This is a genomic window from Rhodococcus sp. T9N (assembly GCF_024436645.1).
GTDB classification, from domain to species: Bacteria; Actinomycetota; Actinomycetes; order Mycobacteriales; family Mycobacteriaceae; genus Rhodococcus_F; species Rhodococcus_F qingshengii.
In genome coordinates, this window is record NZ_JAMSKS010000011.1 from 18,053 (window position 1) to 31,534 (window position 13,482).

The following is a 13,482-nucleotide window of genomic DNA, read 5'->3' on the forward strand; positions in this document are numbered from 1 at the left end:
CCTGATGTAATCTTTCCAAGCGCCCGAAACAAGGGCGTGGGACGGGCTGTGGCGCAGCTTGGTAGCGCACTTGACTGGGGGTCAAGTGGTCGCAGGTTCAAATCCTGTCAGCCCGACCGAAGTTAGATCAAAAAGGCAGTTTCTCAGAAATGAGAAACTGCCTTTTTGTTTGTGCCTTCAAAGGTTCGGCAACGGATCATGCGGGAAGTCCTGCGGTGACGTGATCTCCGCGTCGGCAGCGTTCACGACTGCAACATATTCTTCGTCGATCTCGTACGTTATGCCCGCCGCAGTGAAGTGCGGCGTGGACGCAGTATCGACCGGGCCGAGGACGGTCATTCTCGGAAACTGGGTGAGGATCGACCTCGGTACTTTTCTGGACCGAAAGCTCGTCGAGAAGACGGTGATCGCCTTTCGGCTCACCACGACAAACACACTCGGTTTCGCGCTCATCAGAACGTCTGCTGGAAACGCGTAGTGGATCTCGTCGTCTGGATGCAAGTGGGAGCGAAGGCGCGCACGGACACTCGCGGAAACCGGCATGCGCGGAAGGCTAGCTCAGGTTCGCTGACTGAGGCGAATATTGTGAACGGCAACGGTTACTCCGAAGAGCGCGATCAGAATGGCGGTAAAGATTGCTGCCAACCACCACGGCGCCGAACCTGCTGCATTCAGCCAGATGGTCAGTGCACCGAAAATTGTAGTCGGAATGCCGACAGCACGAGACAGGTCGACGTTCCTCGGATTGACCGGCGGTGTTCTCCACCAATGAAGGCGATGTCCTCGATTCTCACGCAGCATTCGCAGGATGGACCAGACAGTAAGCGGCAGACCAATCGCGAGGATGACCATCCCGCCAATGATCGCCAAAGTGCACCCGTCTCGGAAGTACGTCACGGCAGCGCCCACAACACCTGCAAAACCGATGGCCGTGAATACTTTCCACGCCGGGGTTATGGACTGGCCATGCGGTTGTGTTGCCATGCAAGCACCCTTCCACAAAACATAATCGAAAACTTCAACCCTGTTGCGGCCGTCGATTGTGCATCAGGGTGACAATCAAACTCGGTAGGCCGTTAACTACTCCGAGTACAGCGACTGCGATACCCGCACTCAAGAGAGGTGCTGTCTCCCAATAGTTGTCGACGATGGCAGATGCTCCGATCAAGCTCGATACCCAGCCCGTGAGTTGAGCACGTCGGACATGTTGTGCCGCTCGCGAGGAGGTCGGTCCTACCGAGAGAGGTAATCTCCGCCCGTAGTCGCCGTGAGTTGCGAGGCGAGCGCCATAGATATGGGCACCAGTGGCAAGCGCCAGTGCTCCCCATGCGATCAACATAGTTTGATCCATTCTTTGATTAGCGTTGACGGTATCGACCTTCCACGCAGTTCGAGTCGTAATTGCTTTCTTCTCCGGAGCGCAATTTCGCCTACTGGCATGATCTCTTCGTATGATTGGGATTCGGATCGCGTGGGTTGTATTGGCGGTCGCCACCGGGATTCTGGGATCCGCGACGGCACAGTGGCCGCTGTACGAGATCACCGATTGCGAAATAGGCCTCGGCCCGCTCAGTTCTGCCGATTGTTACCGCTCGATTCACGACTATTTCGGGCGGGAGCTCTTCTTGGTGCTGGCGTTGCCGGTGGCTCTGTGCGTTATTCCAGCCGTGATCCCACGACCATTAGTTTCCTGGATCGTCTCGGCGACAATGCTTTGCGCTGCAGTACTGGGTTTCTTTACCGCTTTCAGCTCTGGTATGCCTTCTCTGCTGTCGATGGTGGGGAGCCTCCCTGCTGCAGTGCTGGCATTGGTACTTGCTGCGGTGCATCAGGGGATCGCATTGCGCAACAAGGGCGCCATTGCGCGTGCGCGCAGTGGGGTTCGCGATACGCAGCCGAGTGAGTGATCAGTCGGGGCTGAAGAACAGTTCCATCGAGATCCAGAACCACGCCACCATTGCTGCCACAGAAAGGAACGCGAGCACCAATGGCAACGCGAATTGCCTGCCGGTGCGGCTGGGAATAGTCATAAGTCCGAGAATGACGAACACGGCGGCAGGCGCCGCCCAACTTATCCAGTAGGTGAGCGGTGGCGGGTTGGGGCCGAACGACGTGAACGAACGGTTCGGATAAAGCTGCGGCTGCGGGACATCTGCGAAATGTTGCCACAGGAGTACCAACGGCAGATAGCCGAACAGCCCGAGCAGAAGGCCGACGACGAGTCCCACGAAGATTCGCTCGCCCCGCATCTCGATGCGCCCGTCGGAATCAATCGTTCCACCGCCTATGCCACTTCTGGAAAGTCACGAGCCTGCATCCGTAGTGCCCACGCCCGGGCCGCAACGAACGTCACGGCCAATACGAGCACCACCAGCAGTACGACCGCGATCCAGGTGGGAGCGGCGGTGGAAAAGCCCAGCTTCCACGCAGTACCGACACCCGCAGCAGTCGCCGCCAACGCCCCTACCGGAAGCATCGCCGCGACCGCTCGCGTCGTGCGAACAGTAAGTCGATCCCCGGCAGCGCGAAGAACTCCGAACACGGCGGCGACCGAAAGGCCATAGGCCAGAAGACCGCTGACGGCGTAGACCAGGAGCGGGGACCATCCCATATCAACCGACCCGGTGAATGCCATGCCGATCAAGACCAACAGGGGCGTCAGCCCAAGCGTGACGCCTGCGATGCCTGCCACCACAGTTCGAACCAGTCGATTGTCTTGGCTTCCGGAGATTCGCACGCCCGCGAGGCGGAGCACGAACCCGGTCAGCGCGCCCAGAAGGGCGCCGATCACCGCAGCCTCGATGGGCCAGGTCCATTGCGATTCACCCGCGAAGCCCGAGATTGTGGTGCCACCCGAAAAGAGGGTGATCGTGGCGGACGCCTGTGCCGATCCCTGTGTCAGCGCCGCCGTGACGATGGCAACGGTCGCACCGAACAAAGAAAACCCGAGTGCCTGTTTCCGCATCTAGCCATCTTGACCCATCCCGCGGGAGAATTCGGCACAACGGCAGTCTCATCCGGATGCCTTCTCACTGTGCAGATTGGGGGCGCAGCCGACTTCGGCGATAATTGTGTGAAGGGGCTGGTGGTGACACCCTCGTCGTATCACCACCAGCCACGTTCGACACTCACGACCTGCTGTCACGCACGCAATCGGCGACGTGCTGCCAGTGCTGCCGGAAATCCGAGATCTGCATCGATCACTTCACCGGAGAGACGTTCCGAGATTTCGATCAGTCGACTGCATCCGGTCTCTCCGATCGCCTCGTACGGGTACGACCCCAGCACATCGGTCTGATGCTCAACCCGCTTCCGGCGATCGCGACCCACCTCGTTCAGGTGAAGCTCGGGGCCGCCTTCGAGCCATCCACGCGCCCGCACACTTTCGACGCCTTCCGCCCACTGATCGTTGTCCCATGCCCGGCTCATTTGCAGAGCAGCAGCAGGAACATCACCGGTTGCGGCGTGGACTACCAACGCTTCGACACCGTTGAGTCCCTCGGCGTGAAGAAGTGCGACATGAGAATCTCCGCGAAACTCCCGGAGCAAGGATTGGGCATGCCACAACACGAGATGAGGCTCCTCAGGCCACGGCAATGATGCGTGCCCACCGAACAGGGGTCGCCCTTGTGGTCTGTTGCAGGCGCGTTCCGCGGCTCGACGTGCGAGTTCGGCAGCTTCGCGAACTTCGGTGCCGTCGACATGTTCTCCCCAGGCCTTGCGCAGCGAACGGTCGACAGCATCGAGTCGAGCAGTGAGGATCTGTTCGGGGGTGGCGATTGTCCAGGCTTCCGGCAGCACCGCGTGTACAAGTTCGGGGTTGAAGTTGAAGAACGTAGCGATGGTGACTTCAGCCGCTACTGCGCCCATGGGCGCAGACCGCGAAGCGAAGTAGCCCATTCGAGGGTGTGTAAAGCCCAGTGCGGCATATGCTTCCGCGCCGAAAGGGGTGAAGTAGATCATGCCGTGTATCGGTTCGGCTCCACGGAAGACGCGGCGCGCGGTTTCTGGTGCGATCGAGGTCATCGATAGTCCTTCATGCTGGTGGTGTGGTCTTCGAACAGTCGAGTCGGATGGTTGTTCTACGCCGGCTATCTCCCTCTCACATACATGCGGTCCCGGACGGCATCACCCACTCGGTAGACGGCCAGGACGACCAATGAAATCAGAATGCCGGAGGGGAGAATCTGTTGTGGTGCACTCAAGATGTGCAGGTACGCATCGGATAAGTCACCGCCCCAACTCGGAGTGGGGGGCTGTATTCCCAACCCCAGGAATGAGAGTGCCGCCTGCGCGAGAAAAGTCAGGCCGGTGAGCACGGTCACCTGAACGACAACCGGCCCGATTGCGTGCGGAAGAAGATGACGCAGGAGCACTACGTGCGGCGGGCATCCTGAGAGTCGCGCGCTCAGAACGAAGTCTCGGTTCCTCGTTTCGCTGACCCCGGCAGCCAGAATTCTTGCAATTGTGGGTGCATAGACGACTCCGAGCGCTGACATCGACGTGATCAGGCTCGGCCCCAGAACACCGGTAATAGCCACTGCGAGAACCAAACCTGGGAATGCCAGCAATGCGTCCGCCACCCGGAGGAGTGACGCGCCGATCCAGCGTGGCCAATATCCGGCGATCAACCCCCACGGAATTCCCAACAGCAGACTGACGGCGACAGCGATCGCGACGCCGAAGAAGGCGGAGCGTCCTCCCCAGATCAATCGACTGAGCACGTCACGACCGAAGCCGTCAGTGCCAAGCAGGTGCTGTGCACTCGGACCGGCGAACGTGTTGGTCAGGTTCTGATCGGTCGGACTGTGCGGAGCCACGAACGAGGCCAAGACGGACGCCGCTATCAGCGTGCCGAGAAAGCAGTAGCTGAGCCATAATCCGGGGTGCAGTCGAGGGAGAGCCCACTTGGAGCGGGTCTCGCCTGCGGTGGTCAGCGCGAGTTGGCTCACGAGATCGTTCCCTTCCTCAATTGTGGGCTGATCATGTTGTTGACGACGTCGACCAGGATGTTCACGAGAAGCACGATCACGACGAACAGCAACACAATGCCTTGAAGCATCGGATAATCTCGCGTGTCGATCGCAATGACGAGAGCGCTCCCGAGGCCCGGCAGCACGAAGATCTGCTCGAGAATGACCGTCGCACCCAGCATCGCCACGGCGAGCAATCCATAGACAGTGACAATCGTGGGAACGATGTTTCGTAGCGCGTAGCGCCACACGATCTTCCGCTCGTCGATACCCATCGCACGCGCAGTTCGTACGTAGTCACTTGACAGTGTCTCGATCATCGCAGCCCTGGTCTGCCGAACCGCAATCGATGCTGCGCCGGCAGCGAGCGCCGTTGCTGGTAGGACCAAATGGCTCAGGTTGTCGATCACACTGTTCTTGAGAGGAACCCAGCCGAGCACCGGTAGAACTCCCAAACCGAGGGCGAAGACATCGACCAGCACGATAGCGAGGAAGAAGTCCGGTACCGCGAGTCCGATCCCCGAAACCGTGCGGGTCAGACCATCGCTGCGTCGTCCCTGCCGCGTCGCGGTCCACACACCGAGCGGTATAGCGACGACGGCGGACAGTAACAGTGCGAGTACAACGAGCTCGGCGCTCGCCGGCAGGCGCGCAAGGATCTGTGGGCCGACGGGGGCGCTGTTCTGTAGCGACGTTCCCAGATCTCCGTGCAGAGCCGACACCACCCAGTTCCAGTACTGGACCAGCAGAGGTTGATTCAATCCGAGGCGCTCGTTGAGTGCGGCGATCGATTCATCGCTGCCGTTCGGACCGAGAAGGGCCTCGGCTGGTCCACCGGGGATTATCCGGATAAGGGCAAAGGTTATGAAACTAGCGATGATCGCGGTAGGAATTATCTGTGCGAACCGGACGCCGATCATCCGTATGTAAGGATTCACCGGCGATCGGTGAGGGTTTCGGGTCGGAACGCTCTCAGGCTCGGGGGCCAACGAATTCTCTTGCGATACAACGGTCGTCGTCATGACTTCGAGAGGTACGTCAGATTGGGGGAGCCGTTCAGTGCAGGAACGGCCCCGTGGACGTTCTTCGTGTAGGCGACCACGTCGGGAGTGAAGTACAACGGTACGTACTCAGCGGACTTGATCACGACTTGATTGATCTGTTTGACGATGTCGAGCTGAGCGGTTTCGTCATACGTGTTGTTCAGCAGTGCGATCAGCTTCTCCAACTCCTCGTTGGGGACGGAATTCTGCCGGAAGTACGATCGCGAACCCAGAGAGGCTTCGAAATTGAGCGGTGCGGATGCTCGCGTGGGCCATCCCACGCTGAAGACGTCCGCGCTGTTGTGTGCGACGAACTCCGTAATCGCCTGAGGTCCACTCATTTCGACGAAGTCGACCTTGATGCCGACTTTCTCCCATTGTTCTCCGACAAGGACCGCGTTGGTCGAGTACGGCGGTAGGTTGCCTGCTAGTCCGCGCACGGTGACCCCATTCGGATACCCCGCCTCCGCTAGCAGCGATTTGGCCTTCTCCGGGTCGTACGGCCATGCATCTTCGGTTTCCTCGTCGTAGAACTGCGAACCGGGAGGATATTGACCGAACGCCGCAGTTCCTTCCGAGCTGTCCAGCGCGGCTCGCGCAATTGCCTTGCGGTCGAGCGCATACTGCATCGCCAGACGAACCCGGACGTCGTTAACCACAGGGTTCTTGTTGTTGATCACGACGAGCGCAACTCCGAGTCTCGGGTCGTGACTGACGTTCAGGTTGGGATTCCGTTCGAGGATCGGAGCACTCGACGGTGTGAGCCCGTATGCAAAATCCGCAGCGTTCGATGTCAGGGCATTTGTCAGCGCTGTGGGATTGGAGATCACCTGGATCTGGATCTTGGCGAGCTGGGGGCTGGGTGGACCTGCCGGTTTGTAATCGTCGAATCGACTGAATGTGTATGAACTGTTCGGGACTGCGCTGGTGAATGTGTACGGCCCTGCGCCTACAGGCTTGTTGGCGAAGTCTGCCCCTGCTGCTGCCAGCGCAGTGGGGGAGACCACCATTCCCAATCTGCCGTTGAGCCAGCCTGGTAAACCGGAGGTAGGTGAACTCAACGAGATCGTGACGTGATCTGGGGACGTTGCTTCGATGCTCTTGATCGTCGGGACGGAAACGATTCCGAGACTCAAGCAGTGTTCCATGCTTGCCTTGACGGCTGCTGCATCGACAGCTGTACCGTCGTGGAAGGTCAAGCCGTTCTGCAACGTCATCTCGAACGTCAGGTTGTCCGGTCCGGAGAAGCCCCACTCGCTGGCGATTCCGGGCCGCAACTTCTGGGTGGCAGGTTCCGCATCGATCAGTGGTGCATACATCAACTGTAAGTAGTCGATGTCGTATCCGATGTTTCCCGCACACGGGTCGAGCGAGGCGGGCACGTGCGATGTCGCGACCTTGAGTTCGGCGTTCGGATCGGCAGGTCCGGTATCGCCGGCGGTACCGGTGGCGCTGCTCGAACAGCCGCTGAGCACAAGAGCAGAAAGTGCAAACGCAGCTACCAGCACACGTGGGCCACTTTTCCCATGATTCTGGAAGCGTGTGATCGGATATCGGGATCGCAAAGACAGACGCGGATTCATATGGTGGACTTTCGCTTTGGTCTTCTCGGAAGGGGGAGACTGACGCGGCACGCATTTACTGCGGCGGGTTGGAGATTCCGGTCGATGTGGCCGGGGACGATAGATGGCAGGCGGAGCTGTGTGCGGAATTCGAGGCCGCGCGAAGTGACGGCGCTTCCGACGCACAGCGATCCATCGCAAACGGGCAGCGGGTGCGGAATCGACAACCCGAGGGTGGATTCCGTGGGTCGGGTAACTCGCCCCGCACCAATGCTTTCCGACGACTGCGCCGCTCGAGTTCGATGTGCGGGGCCGCGGCGAGAAGCGCCTGCGTGTAGGGGTGCGATGGAGTCCTCAGGACCGTGGCAACCGGTCCGATCTCGACGATTCGGCCGAGGTACATCACCGCGACGCGATCGGCGATCCGTGCCACCGAACCCAAATCGTGCGAAATGAAGATGTACGTGAGGTCATGTTCTTCTCGGAGATCGGCAAGAAGTTGCAACACCTCTTCCTGAAGCGAAACATCCAGGGAGGCAACAGGTTCGTCGCAGAGAATCAGTGGCGCCTTGGAGGCAAGTGCACGAGCGATGGTCACGCGTTGGCGTTGGCCACCGGAGAGCTGGGTCGGGAGGCGGTCGGCAAGCTCAGCGCCGAGACCGACCCGACGCAACAGCTCGACGGCTTTCGGCCGCAAGGACTGTGGGATGCGCAGACGCCCTGGCGCCATCGGCTCGGCTACGCAAGCCCATGAGGCCATCCGATTGTTCAAGGCCGACGTAGGGTTTTGAAAAATGAGATGGGAAGATCCACCCTTGCCGAACGCCGGGTCGTCGAGATTCATAGTGATGGAGCCTGCGGCCGTAGCCACCAGACCCGCGAGAGCGTGAGCCGTCGAGGATTTTCCCGATCCTGATTCACCGATTATCGCAAGGGTTTCGCCCCTCTGTACGGAGAAGCTGACGTCGTCGACCGCGCGAAGAGCTTTGCGTCCGCGTCCGTACTCGACTGCCAGATTCCTAACGTCGACGATGACGTCGGTGTTGCTCATCAGCTCACCAGTCCGAGCAACTCGAGTTCGTCGCTGCGGTGACATCTTGTTGCCGATTCCGGTGATCCGATCAGAAGTGGATGATCGGATATGCAGAGCTCCTCGGAGTAGTTGCACCGGGCGACGTATCGGCAACCCACGCCGTCAGCAGGGGCTTTGGTGGTGAAATCGCCTCGCGCCTTGGGTGATTGGGAGGAGACTTCTTCGAATGTCGAGCGTGCCGCCTCGAGAAGGCTGAACGTGTAGGGATGCGCGGGCCGCCGAAGCAGCACGTCTCGTGGCGCGACGTCGACGATCTCGCCGCGAAACATGGTGATGACTCGATCCGCGACCTCGGCGACAACCGCGAGGTCGTGACTGATCAACAACACGGCAAGATCGCGCTGTTCGGCCAGTTCTCGAAGGAGATCGACAATCTGAGCTTGGATGGTGACGTCGAGCGCTGTTGTCGGTTCGTCCGCGATCAGCAACTTCGGACCGCATGCCAGGGCCATCGCGATCATCACCCGCTGACACATCCCGCCGGAAAGCTCGTACCCGAACGACTTCAAGGTTCTGCTCGGGTCGGCCAGACCGACCTGGTGGAGAAGATCTGTAGCCACGTCCTCCGCATCGACTTTCGTGATGTCGCGGTGGGCCTTCAACACATCGACGATCTGGCGACCGATGCTGACGGAGGGGTTGAGAGCCGAACTCGGGTCCTGGAAGACCATACTGACGTCGCGACCGCGTATTTTCCTCAACTCGGCGGCGGGCAGACCCACAAGTTCCTGTCCTTCCAAACGGATGCTTCCGCTGGTTGTTGCCGTACGGGGCAAGAGACCGAGCAGAGCGAGTCCGGTCAGTGTCTTTCCGCTTCCGCTCTCTCCTACGAGGCCGGTGATTTCGCCCGACCCCAACTCGAAGCTCACTCGGTCGAGGAGTCTGTTCGAAATCGATTCTGTCCCAATGTCAACCGTGAGGTCTCGTACTTGCAGAAGTGGGCTCATCGTCGGGTCGTCCACGTGTGATCGTTCATCGCATTCCTCCGTAAACAACTGAACTGTTGTGACTGGAATCACGTACCGGGGAACAATAAACACTCACCTGCAACAAAGTCAATGAATGTTGCAACGATTGCCGTCGATGGCGCCGTCTGATCGCCTCCGGCTACCGACCAGCACGTCGTCAGCGATACATTCACTCCATGGCCGAGACACGTGACATCCGCGCGGAAGCGTTGAGTGCCGCCCGACGACAGTTCGCAGCCGGAAAACCGCTCGATGTGAACGCTTTGGCCACCGAGTTGGGGGTGGATCGGACCACCTTGTTCCGGCGTGCAGGGAATCGCGACACAATTACCGGTGACGTGCTCGATTCGCTGGCGCGCCGAACGTGGCGAATGGGCCTCGAGGAGTGCGGTGGAAGCGGAGCGTCAAGGGTTGTCGACGTCCTCACTTACCATGCACGGGCGACAATCGAGACCGAATTCTTCCGGACGTATTTGACTCGGGAACCGCAAAAGGCGTTGTGCATACTCACAACTGGACTGGGGCCGATTCAGGGCACGATGGTCGAATCCGTGCGAAGGCTGATCGAAGCTGAAATACCGGAGCAGATTCGGCCAGACCTGCCCGTCGAGGACATGGCATATCTGCTGGTTCGCGTGGGTGAGTCGTTCATCTACAACGATTTGCTCACTGGTGGCACTCCGGATACGGAGAAGGCTCGCTTGGCGTTCCGGCTCATCCTCTCGCGTGACTAGTGTGCCGAGTTTCCGTTGTCTCAGTTTTCGTGAAAGCGCTTCGAATGCAAGCTATTTCATAGCTATGCCTGGTTGTATGACCCAATCAGGCTGGTGGGATCGGCACAAAGCTCCGCATCTCGTCCCGTCCGGGCCGGATGACGCCTGCGACGGATTCGGGAACCTTGTTCCAGGCGCCGGGAAGGTCACGTAGTGGCTCGGAGACGACGATTCGGGTCTCCTCACTCAGATGGTGCAGGGCATCCACCTCAGGATGGAGCTTGCGCAACGTGGAAATCTCGGTGGAGAAGAACAACGACCTCGACTGGTGCTCGCTGGAATAGCGAAAGATCCAGGTGGAGATGCCATCCGACGTGGCGACGGTCATCTGAACCGGATTGTCGATTCCCTGCGAGCGGGCCGTGTGCTCGACGAATCCGACGGCCCTCGCGACACCTTCGAACGGATCGTCGGTCAGGCCGAACGTCAGCGCGAGGAAGAACAAGGTTTCCGAGTCCGTCGATCCTTCGAGATCCGGAAAGAGCGACGGATCAATGGCAGTCACCAATTCCCGTTTCATGTCGTGGAATCCGTGTAGTGAACCGTTGTGCATCCACAACCATTGCCGGTGCCGGAACGGGTGACAGTTGCTGCGCTGCACTGCAGTTCCCGTCGAGGCGCGGATGTGAGCGAACAGCAGAGGGGTGCGCAATTGGGAGGTGACTTCGCGCAGGTTCGAGTCGTTCCACGCGGGTTCGATGCTCTTGAAAACTGCCGGTTGGAGGCCTTCCCCGTACCAGCCGATTCCGAAGCCGTCGCCATTTGTCGTCGTGGCCCCGAGTTGAGAATGCAGGCTCTGGTCGATCAGCGAGTGCTGTGGCCTGAACAGCAAGTCATGGGCCAGTATCGGCTCTCCGGAATACGCCATCCACCTACACATACTTTCAACTCAAGCAGATCGAGTCGGCGTTGACGGTGCATGCGCAGCGGCATGCGTCGTCTGGGTGGGCTTCCATGTCGACACAGCCCAGATCACGACGATGTTCAGCGCGATGATGAGAGTCGACCACCAGGGGTAGTACGGCAGCCACAAGAAGTTCGCGATGATCGAGATCGCGCAGATCACCACTGCCGACACCCGCGCCCAGGCCGCTCCGGTGAACAGTGCAAGCCCGACGAGAGCGACGAGCGCGCCCAACACGAGATGGATCCAACCCCACGTCGTCAGGTCGAACTGATAGACGTAGTCGATCCCGACTACGAACACTTCGTTTTCGGCGACGGCAGCGAGTCCTTGGAAGAACTGCACGATGCCGACCGTCACCAAGATGACGGCTGCCCCGATCGATGTTCCTACCGCGAAACCCTGCTTGACTGATGTTGTATCCGACATGACGGTTTCCCTTGATTCGGTGGGGGCGACCGGACACGTGCCCGGCACGCTCGTTGTAGTGATCGTTGTTCCACCGGCTGACCGCTATGAAACGGAAATACCTGTCCAATGCGGTGAGAAATCAGTGCGATCTGCTCCGATGTGCGGGCGAAATGTAACTTCTGACCCCTGTTGATCCGATGGACCCCTTGCCGGAACGCGTGTGCGGAGAAATTGCTCGTAACCGAAGTTCACAGAAAACAAGAAGAATTCGGCACGGAATTCGACCTATTTGTCCAGCTGTACTGGTATTTTGACTGAATTGACCGGAAGCTACGGTCCGCGGAAAAAAGGTAGCGAGAGAATGACGATCTTCGGCAGGCGTACCGCGGGCATCACCGCGACGGCCTTCGTCTTGGCGACCGTTGTGTCGACAGCACTCCCCGCAGTGGGATCGGCTGCCCCCGTTTCGCTCACCCGCGCGTGCAACTCGGAAATCAACGAAAATTCGATGTCACTCGATCCGGCCGTGATCGACGGTTGGTACGACATCTCGACTGGATCGCCTGGAACGAAAATCAACTCGATCGAGGCGTGGCGGACAGTGCCGGGAGACATCCTCGAGTTCCGCGCATCGGTGACGATCAGAGCCCACGGAAGTCCCGTCCGAGGGACCCTTCGGATCGACGGCGCCGGCTTGACCGGAGATCAGGATTTGATCTCCAGAATGACGTTGACCCAAGATCTCGGCCGGTCAGGATCAACGGTCACCGACGCTGACGACGGTTCGGTCATCCCCGTACGTGCCAAGCTCGCCTTCGACGTCACAACTCCGGGCCAGGTAGCCCAGAATCGGACAGTCAACCTCTCTGCGGTCAAGATCGTTTTGAGCGGCGACACCACCGATCCGGGAGGTGAATGCCCCGGCCCCGGCCCCGGCCCCGGCCCGGGCCCCGGCGGCGGCGGGAATGGAAGCGGTGGCGGGAACGGCGGTGGTGACGGTTCCGGTGGGAACGGTGGGGATTCCGGTGACGCACTTCCCGGTCGTGACGTCGGAAACCGAGTACCAATTTCCCAGATTCCGTCCGGCCCGACTTCTCGTCCGTGACAGCGGCACCTGGATCCACGGCCAGCCGAACGTGGGCCGCTGCAGTAGTTGCGACAATGCTCTTGATCGGCGGATGTTCCGACGACGGTGACTCGCCGACCCGCGTCCTCGCGACCGGCCAACAAGATTTGCCGCCAGGAATTCGCGCGGTGGTCGACGGTCCGGATGTCCCGACCACGCTGCGCACAGGCAACAGCACCGCTGACATCCTGCCGATCAAGACGACGACGGACGGCTCGCTCATTCCGCCCGAGGATGTCAGTGAGATCGGATGGTGGGCAGATTCGGCATTTCCCGGCTCCGGCGCGGGCACCGTGGTGATCACCGGACACATCAACGACATCTATCAGGGTGACGGTTTCGGAAAGAAGTTCTCGACACTGGAAATCGGCTCGGTCGTGACCGTGGCGGGCGCCGGGGGACAGACCTGGAACTACCGTATCGATGCGGTCGATCACTACAGCAAGGACGGCGAGCTGCCGGTCGAGCGATTGAACAGCCTCGACGGACCCGAAACCCTCGCGCTGATCACCTGCGGCGGCGAGTTCGTCGGTCCGCCGTTCGGATACGAGGACAACGACGTCGCGTGGGGAACTCCGGTGCCCGCATAGCCGAAAACCAGACGTCGGAACGGTTGATAAACTGGGTCC

The 13,482-nt window shown here is 59.9% G+C and carries 16 protein-coding genes and 1 tRNA gene; 5 read left to right on the plus strand and 12 right to left on the minus strand.

Annotation, left to right across the window (positions count from 1 at the left end):
- The first annotated feature begins 42 nt into the window (after positions 1-42).
- Positions 43-116 (plus strand) — tRNA-Pro (locus tag M1L53_RS18415).
- Between the two features lie 61 nt (positions 117-177).
- On the opposite strand, the gene M1L53_RS18420 is transcribed toward M1L53_RS18415, so the two are convergent.
- A complete protein-coding gene (locus M1L53_RS18420) occupies positions 178-543 on the minus strand; it encodes a hypothetical protein (RefSeq protein ID WP_054187366.1) in 366 nt (121 codons plus the stop codon).
- 15 nt (positions 544-558) lie between these two features.
- Entirely contained in the window at positions 559-984 is a 426-nt protein-coding gene (locus M1L53_RS18425; RefSeq protein WP_054187367.1) for a hypothetical protein, read from the minus strand.
- Between the two features lie 467 nt (positions 985-1,451).
- On the opposite strand from M1L53_RS18425, the gene M1L53_RS18430 reads away from it, so the two are divergent.
- Positions 1,452-1,907: a hypothetical protein gene (locus M1L53_RS18430; protein ID WP_021333520.1), complete on the plus strand. Its 456-nt coding sequence runs from the start codon at positions 1,452-1,454 to the stop codon at positions 1,905-1,907.
- Here M1L53_RS18430 and M1L53_RS18435 read toward each other — a convergent pair whose 3' ends face one another.
- From M1L53_RS18435 to M1L53_RS18470, 8 genes are all read right to left on the minus strand, one after another.
- A complete protein-coding gene (locus M1L53_RS18435; protein WP_261949251.1) occupies positions 1,908-2,228 on the minus strand; it encodes a hypothetical protein in 321 nt (106 codons plus the stop codon).
- A gap of 56 nt (positions 2,229-2,284) precedes the next feature.
- The gene (locus tag M1L53_RS18440) at positions 2,285-2,965 is read right to left on the minus strand and encodes a hypothetical protein (RefSeq protein WP_054187369.1); all 681 of its coding nucleotides are present in this window, start codon (positions 2,963-2,965) and stop codon (positions 2,285-2,287) included.
- 176 nt (positions 2,966-3,141) lie between these two features.
- Positions 3,142-4,026 (minus strand): SCO6745 family protein, encoded by an 885-nt coding sequence (locus M1L53_RS18445; protein WP_021333517.1) that lies wholly within the window; start codon positions 4,024-4,026, stop codon positions 3,142-3,144.
- 65 nt (positions 4,027-4,091) lie between these two features.
- Positions 4,092-4,952, minus strand: coding sequence for an ABC transporter permease (locus M1L53_RS18450; protein WP_020969703.1), 861 nt, complete (start codon positions 4,950-4,952; stop codon positions 4,092-4,094).
- Entirely contained in the window at positions 4,949-5,911 is a 963-nt protein-coding gene (locus M1L53_RS18455; RefSeq protein WP_185744458.1) for an ABC transporter permease, read from the minus strand. Before M1L53_RS18455 ends, M1L53_RS18450 begins: the two co-directional genes overlap by 4 nt.
- Positions 5,912-5,991: 80 nt before the next feature.
- On the minus strand, positions 5,992-7,524 hold the full coding sequence (locus tag M1L53_RS18460) for an ABC transporter substrate-binding protein (protein ID WP_064074346.1): 1,533 nt from the start codon (positions 7,522-7,524) through the stop codon (positions 5,992-5,994).
- 130 nt (positions 7,525-7,654) lie between these two features.
- Positions 7,655-8,629, minus strand: a complete 975-nt coding sequence (locus tag M1L53_RS18465) for an ABC transporter ATP-binding protein (RefSeq protein ID WP_021333513.1) — start codon at positions 8,627-8,629, stop codon at positions 7,655-7,657.
- Positions 8,629-9,540, minus strand: a complete 912-nt coding sequence (locus tag M1L53_RS18470; protein WP_054828049.1) for an ABC transporter ATP-binding protein — start codon at positions 9,538-9,540, stop codon at positions 8,629-8,631. The genes M1L53_RS18465 and M1L53_RS18470 overlap by 1 nt, the downstream gene beginning before the upstream one ends.
- Before the next feature lie 275 nt (positions 9,541-9,815).
- On the opposite strand from M1L53_RS18470, the gene M1L53_RS18475 reads away from it, so the two are divergent.
- Positions 9,816-10,373 carry a QsdR family transcriptional regulator gene (locus M1L53_RS18475; RefSeq protein WP_021333511.1) on the plus strand — a complete coding sequence of 186 codons (558 nt, stop codon included), beginning with the start codon at positions 9,816-9,818 and terminating at the stop codon, positions 10,371-10,373.
- A gap of 85 nt (positions 10,374-10,458) precedes the next feature.
- Here M1L53_RS18475 and M1L53_RS18480 read toward each other — a convergent pair whose 3' ends face one another.
- The gene (locus tag M1L53_RS18480; protein WP_054187371.1) at positions 10,459-11,280 is read right to left on the minus strand and encodes a class II glutamine amidotransferase; all 822 of its coding nucleotides are present in this window, start codon (positions 11,278-11,280) and stop codon (positions 10,459-10,461) included.
- Between the two features lie 21 nt (positions 11,281-11,301).
- Positions 11,302-11,745 (minus strand): hypothetical protein, encoded by a 444-nt coding sequence (locus M1L53_RS18485; RefSeq protein ID WP_030537512.1) that lies wholly within the window; start codon positions 11,743-11,745, stop codon positions 11,302-11,304.
- A 343-nt stretch (positions 11,746-12,088) separates the two neighbouring features.
- On the opposite strand from M1L53_RS18485, the gene M1L53_RS18490 reads away from it, so the two are divergent.
- Both M1L53_RS18490 and M1L53_RS18495 read left to right on the plus strand, forming a co-directional pair.
- Positions 12,089-12,832 carry a hypothetical protein gene (locus M1L53_RS18490; RefSeq protein ID WP_054187372.1) on the plus strand — a complete coding sequence of 248 codons (744 nt, stop codon included), beginning with the start codon at positions 12,089-12,091 and terminating at the stop codon, positions 12,830-12,832.
- Entirely contained in the window at positions 12,829-13,443 is a 615-nt protein-coding gene (locus M1L53_RS18495; RefSeq protein ID WP_231915802.1) for a class F sortase, read from the plus strand. The genes M1L53_RS18490 and M1L53_RS18495 overlap by 4 nt, the downstream gene beginning before the upstream one ends.
- The last annotated feature ends 39 nt before the right edge of the window (positions 13,444-13,482 follow it).

What these genes read in the sequence shown, in the direction of transcription:
- M1L53_RS18440 (WP_054187369.1), bottom strand. Translation starts at nt 2,965, where the DNA reads ATGCGGAAACAGGCACTCGGGTTTTCTTTGTTCGGTGCGACCGTTGCC.
- M1L53_RS18445 (WP_021333517.1), bottom strand. Translation starts at nt 4,026, where the DNA reads ATGACCTCGATCGCACCAGAAACCGCGCGCCGCGTCTTCCGTGGAGCC.
- M1L53_RS18485 (WP_030537512.1), bottom strand. Translation starts at nt 11,745, where the DNA reads ATGTCGGATACAACATCAGTCAAGCAGGGTTTCGCGGTAGGAACATCG.
- M1L53_RS18430 (WP_021333520.1), top strand. Translation starts at nt 1,452, where the DNA reads ATGATTGGGATTCGGATCGCGTGGGTTGTATTGGCGGTCGCCACCGGG.
- M1L53_RS18425 (WP_054187367.1), bottom strand. Translation starts at nt 984, where the DNA reads ATGGCAACACAACCGCATGGCCAGTCCATAACCCCGGCGTGGAAAGTA.
- M1L53_RS18475 (WP_021333511.1), top strand. Translation starts at nt 9,816, where the DNA reads ATGGCCGAGACACGTGACATCCGCGCGGAAGCGTTGAGTGCCGCCCGA.
- M1L53_RS18490 (WP_054187372.1), top strand. Translation starts at nt 12,089, where the DNA reads ATGACGATCTTCGGCAGGCGTACCGCGGGCATCACCGCGACGGCCTTC.
- M1L53_RS18480 (WP_054187371.1), bottom strand. Translation starts at nt 11,280, where the DNA reads ATGGCGTATTCCGGAGAGCCGATACTGGCCCATGACTTGCTGTTCAGG.
- M1L53_RS18420 (WP_054187366.1), bottom strand. Translation starts at nt 543, where the DNA reads ATGCCGGTTTCCGCGAGTGTCCGTGCGCGCCTTCGCTCCCACTTGCAT.
- M1L53_RS18465 (WP_021333513.1), bottom strand. Translation starts at nt 8,629, where the DNA reads ATGAGCAACACCGACGTCATCGTCGACGTTAGGAATCTGGCAGTCGAG.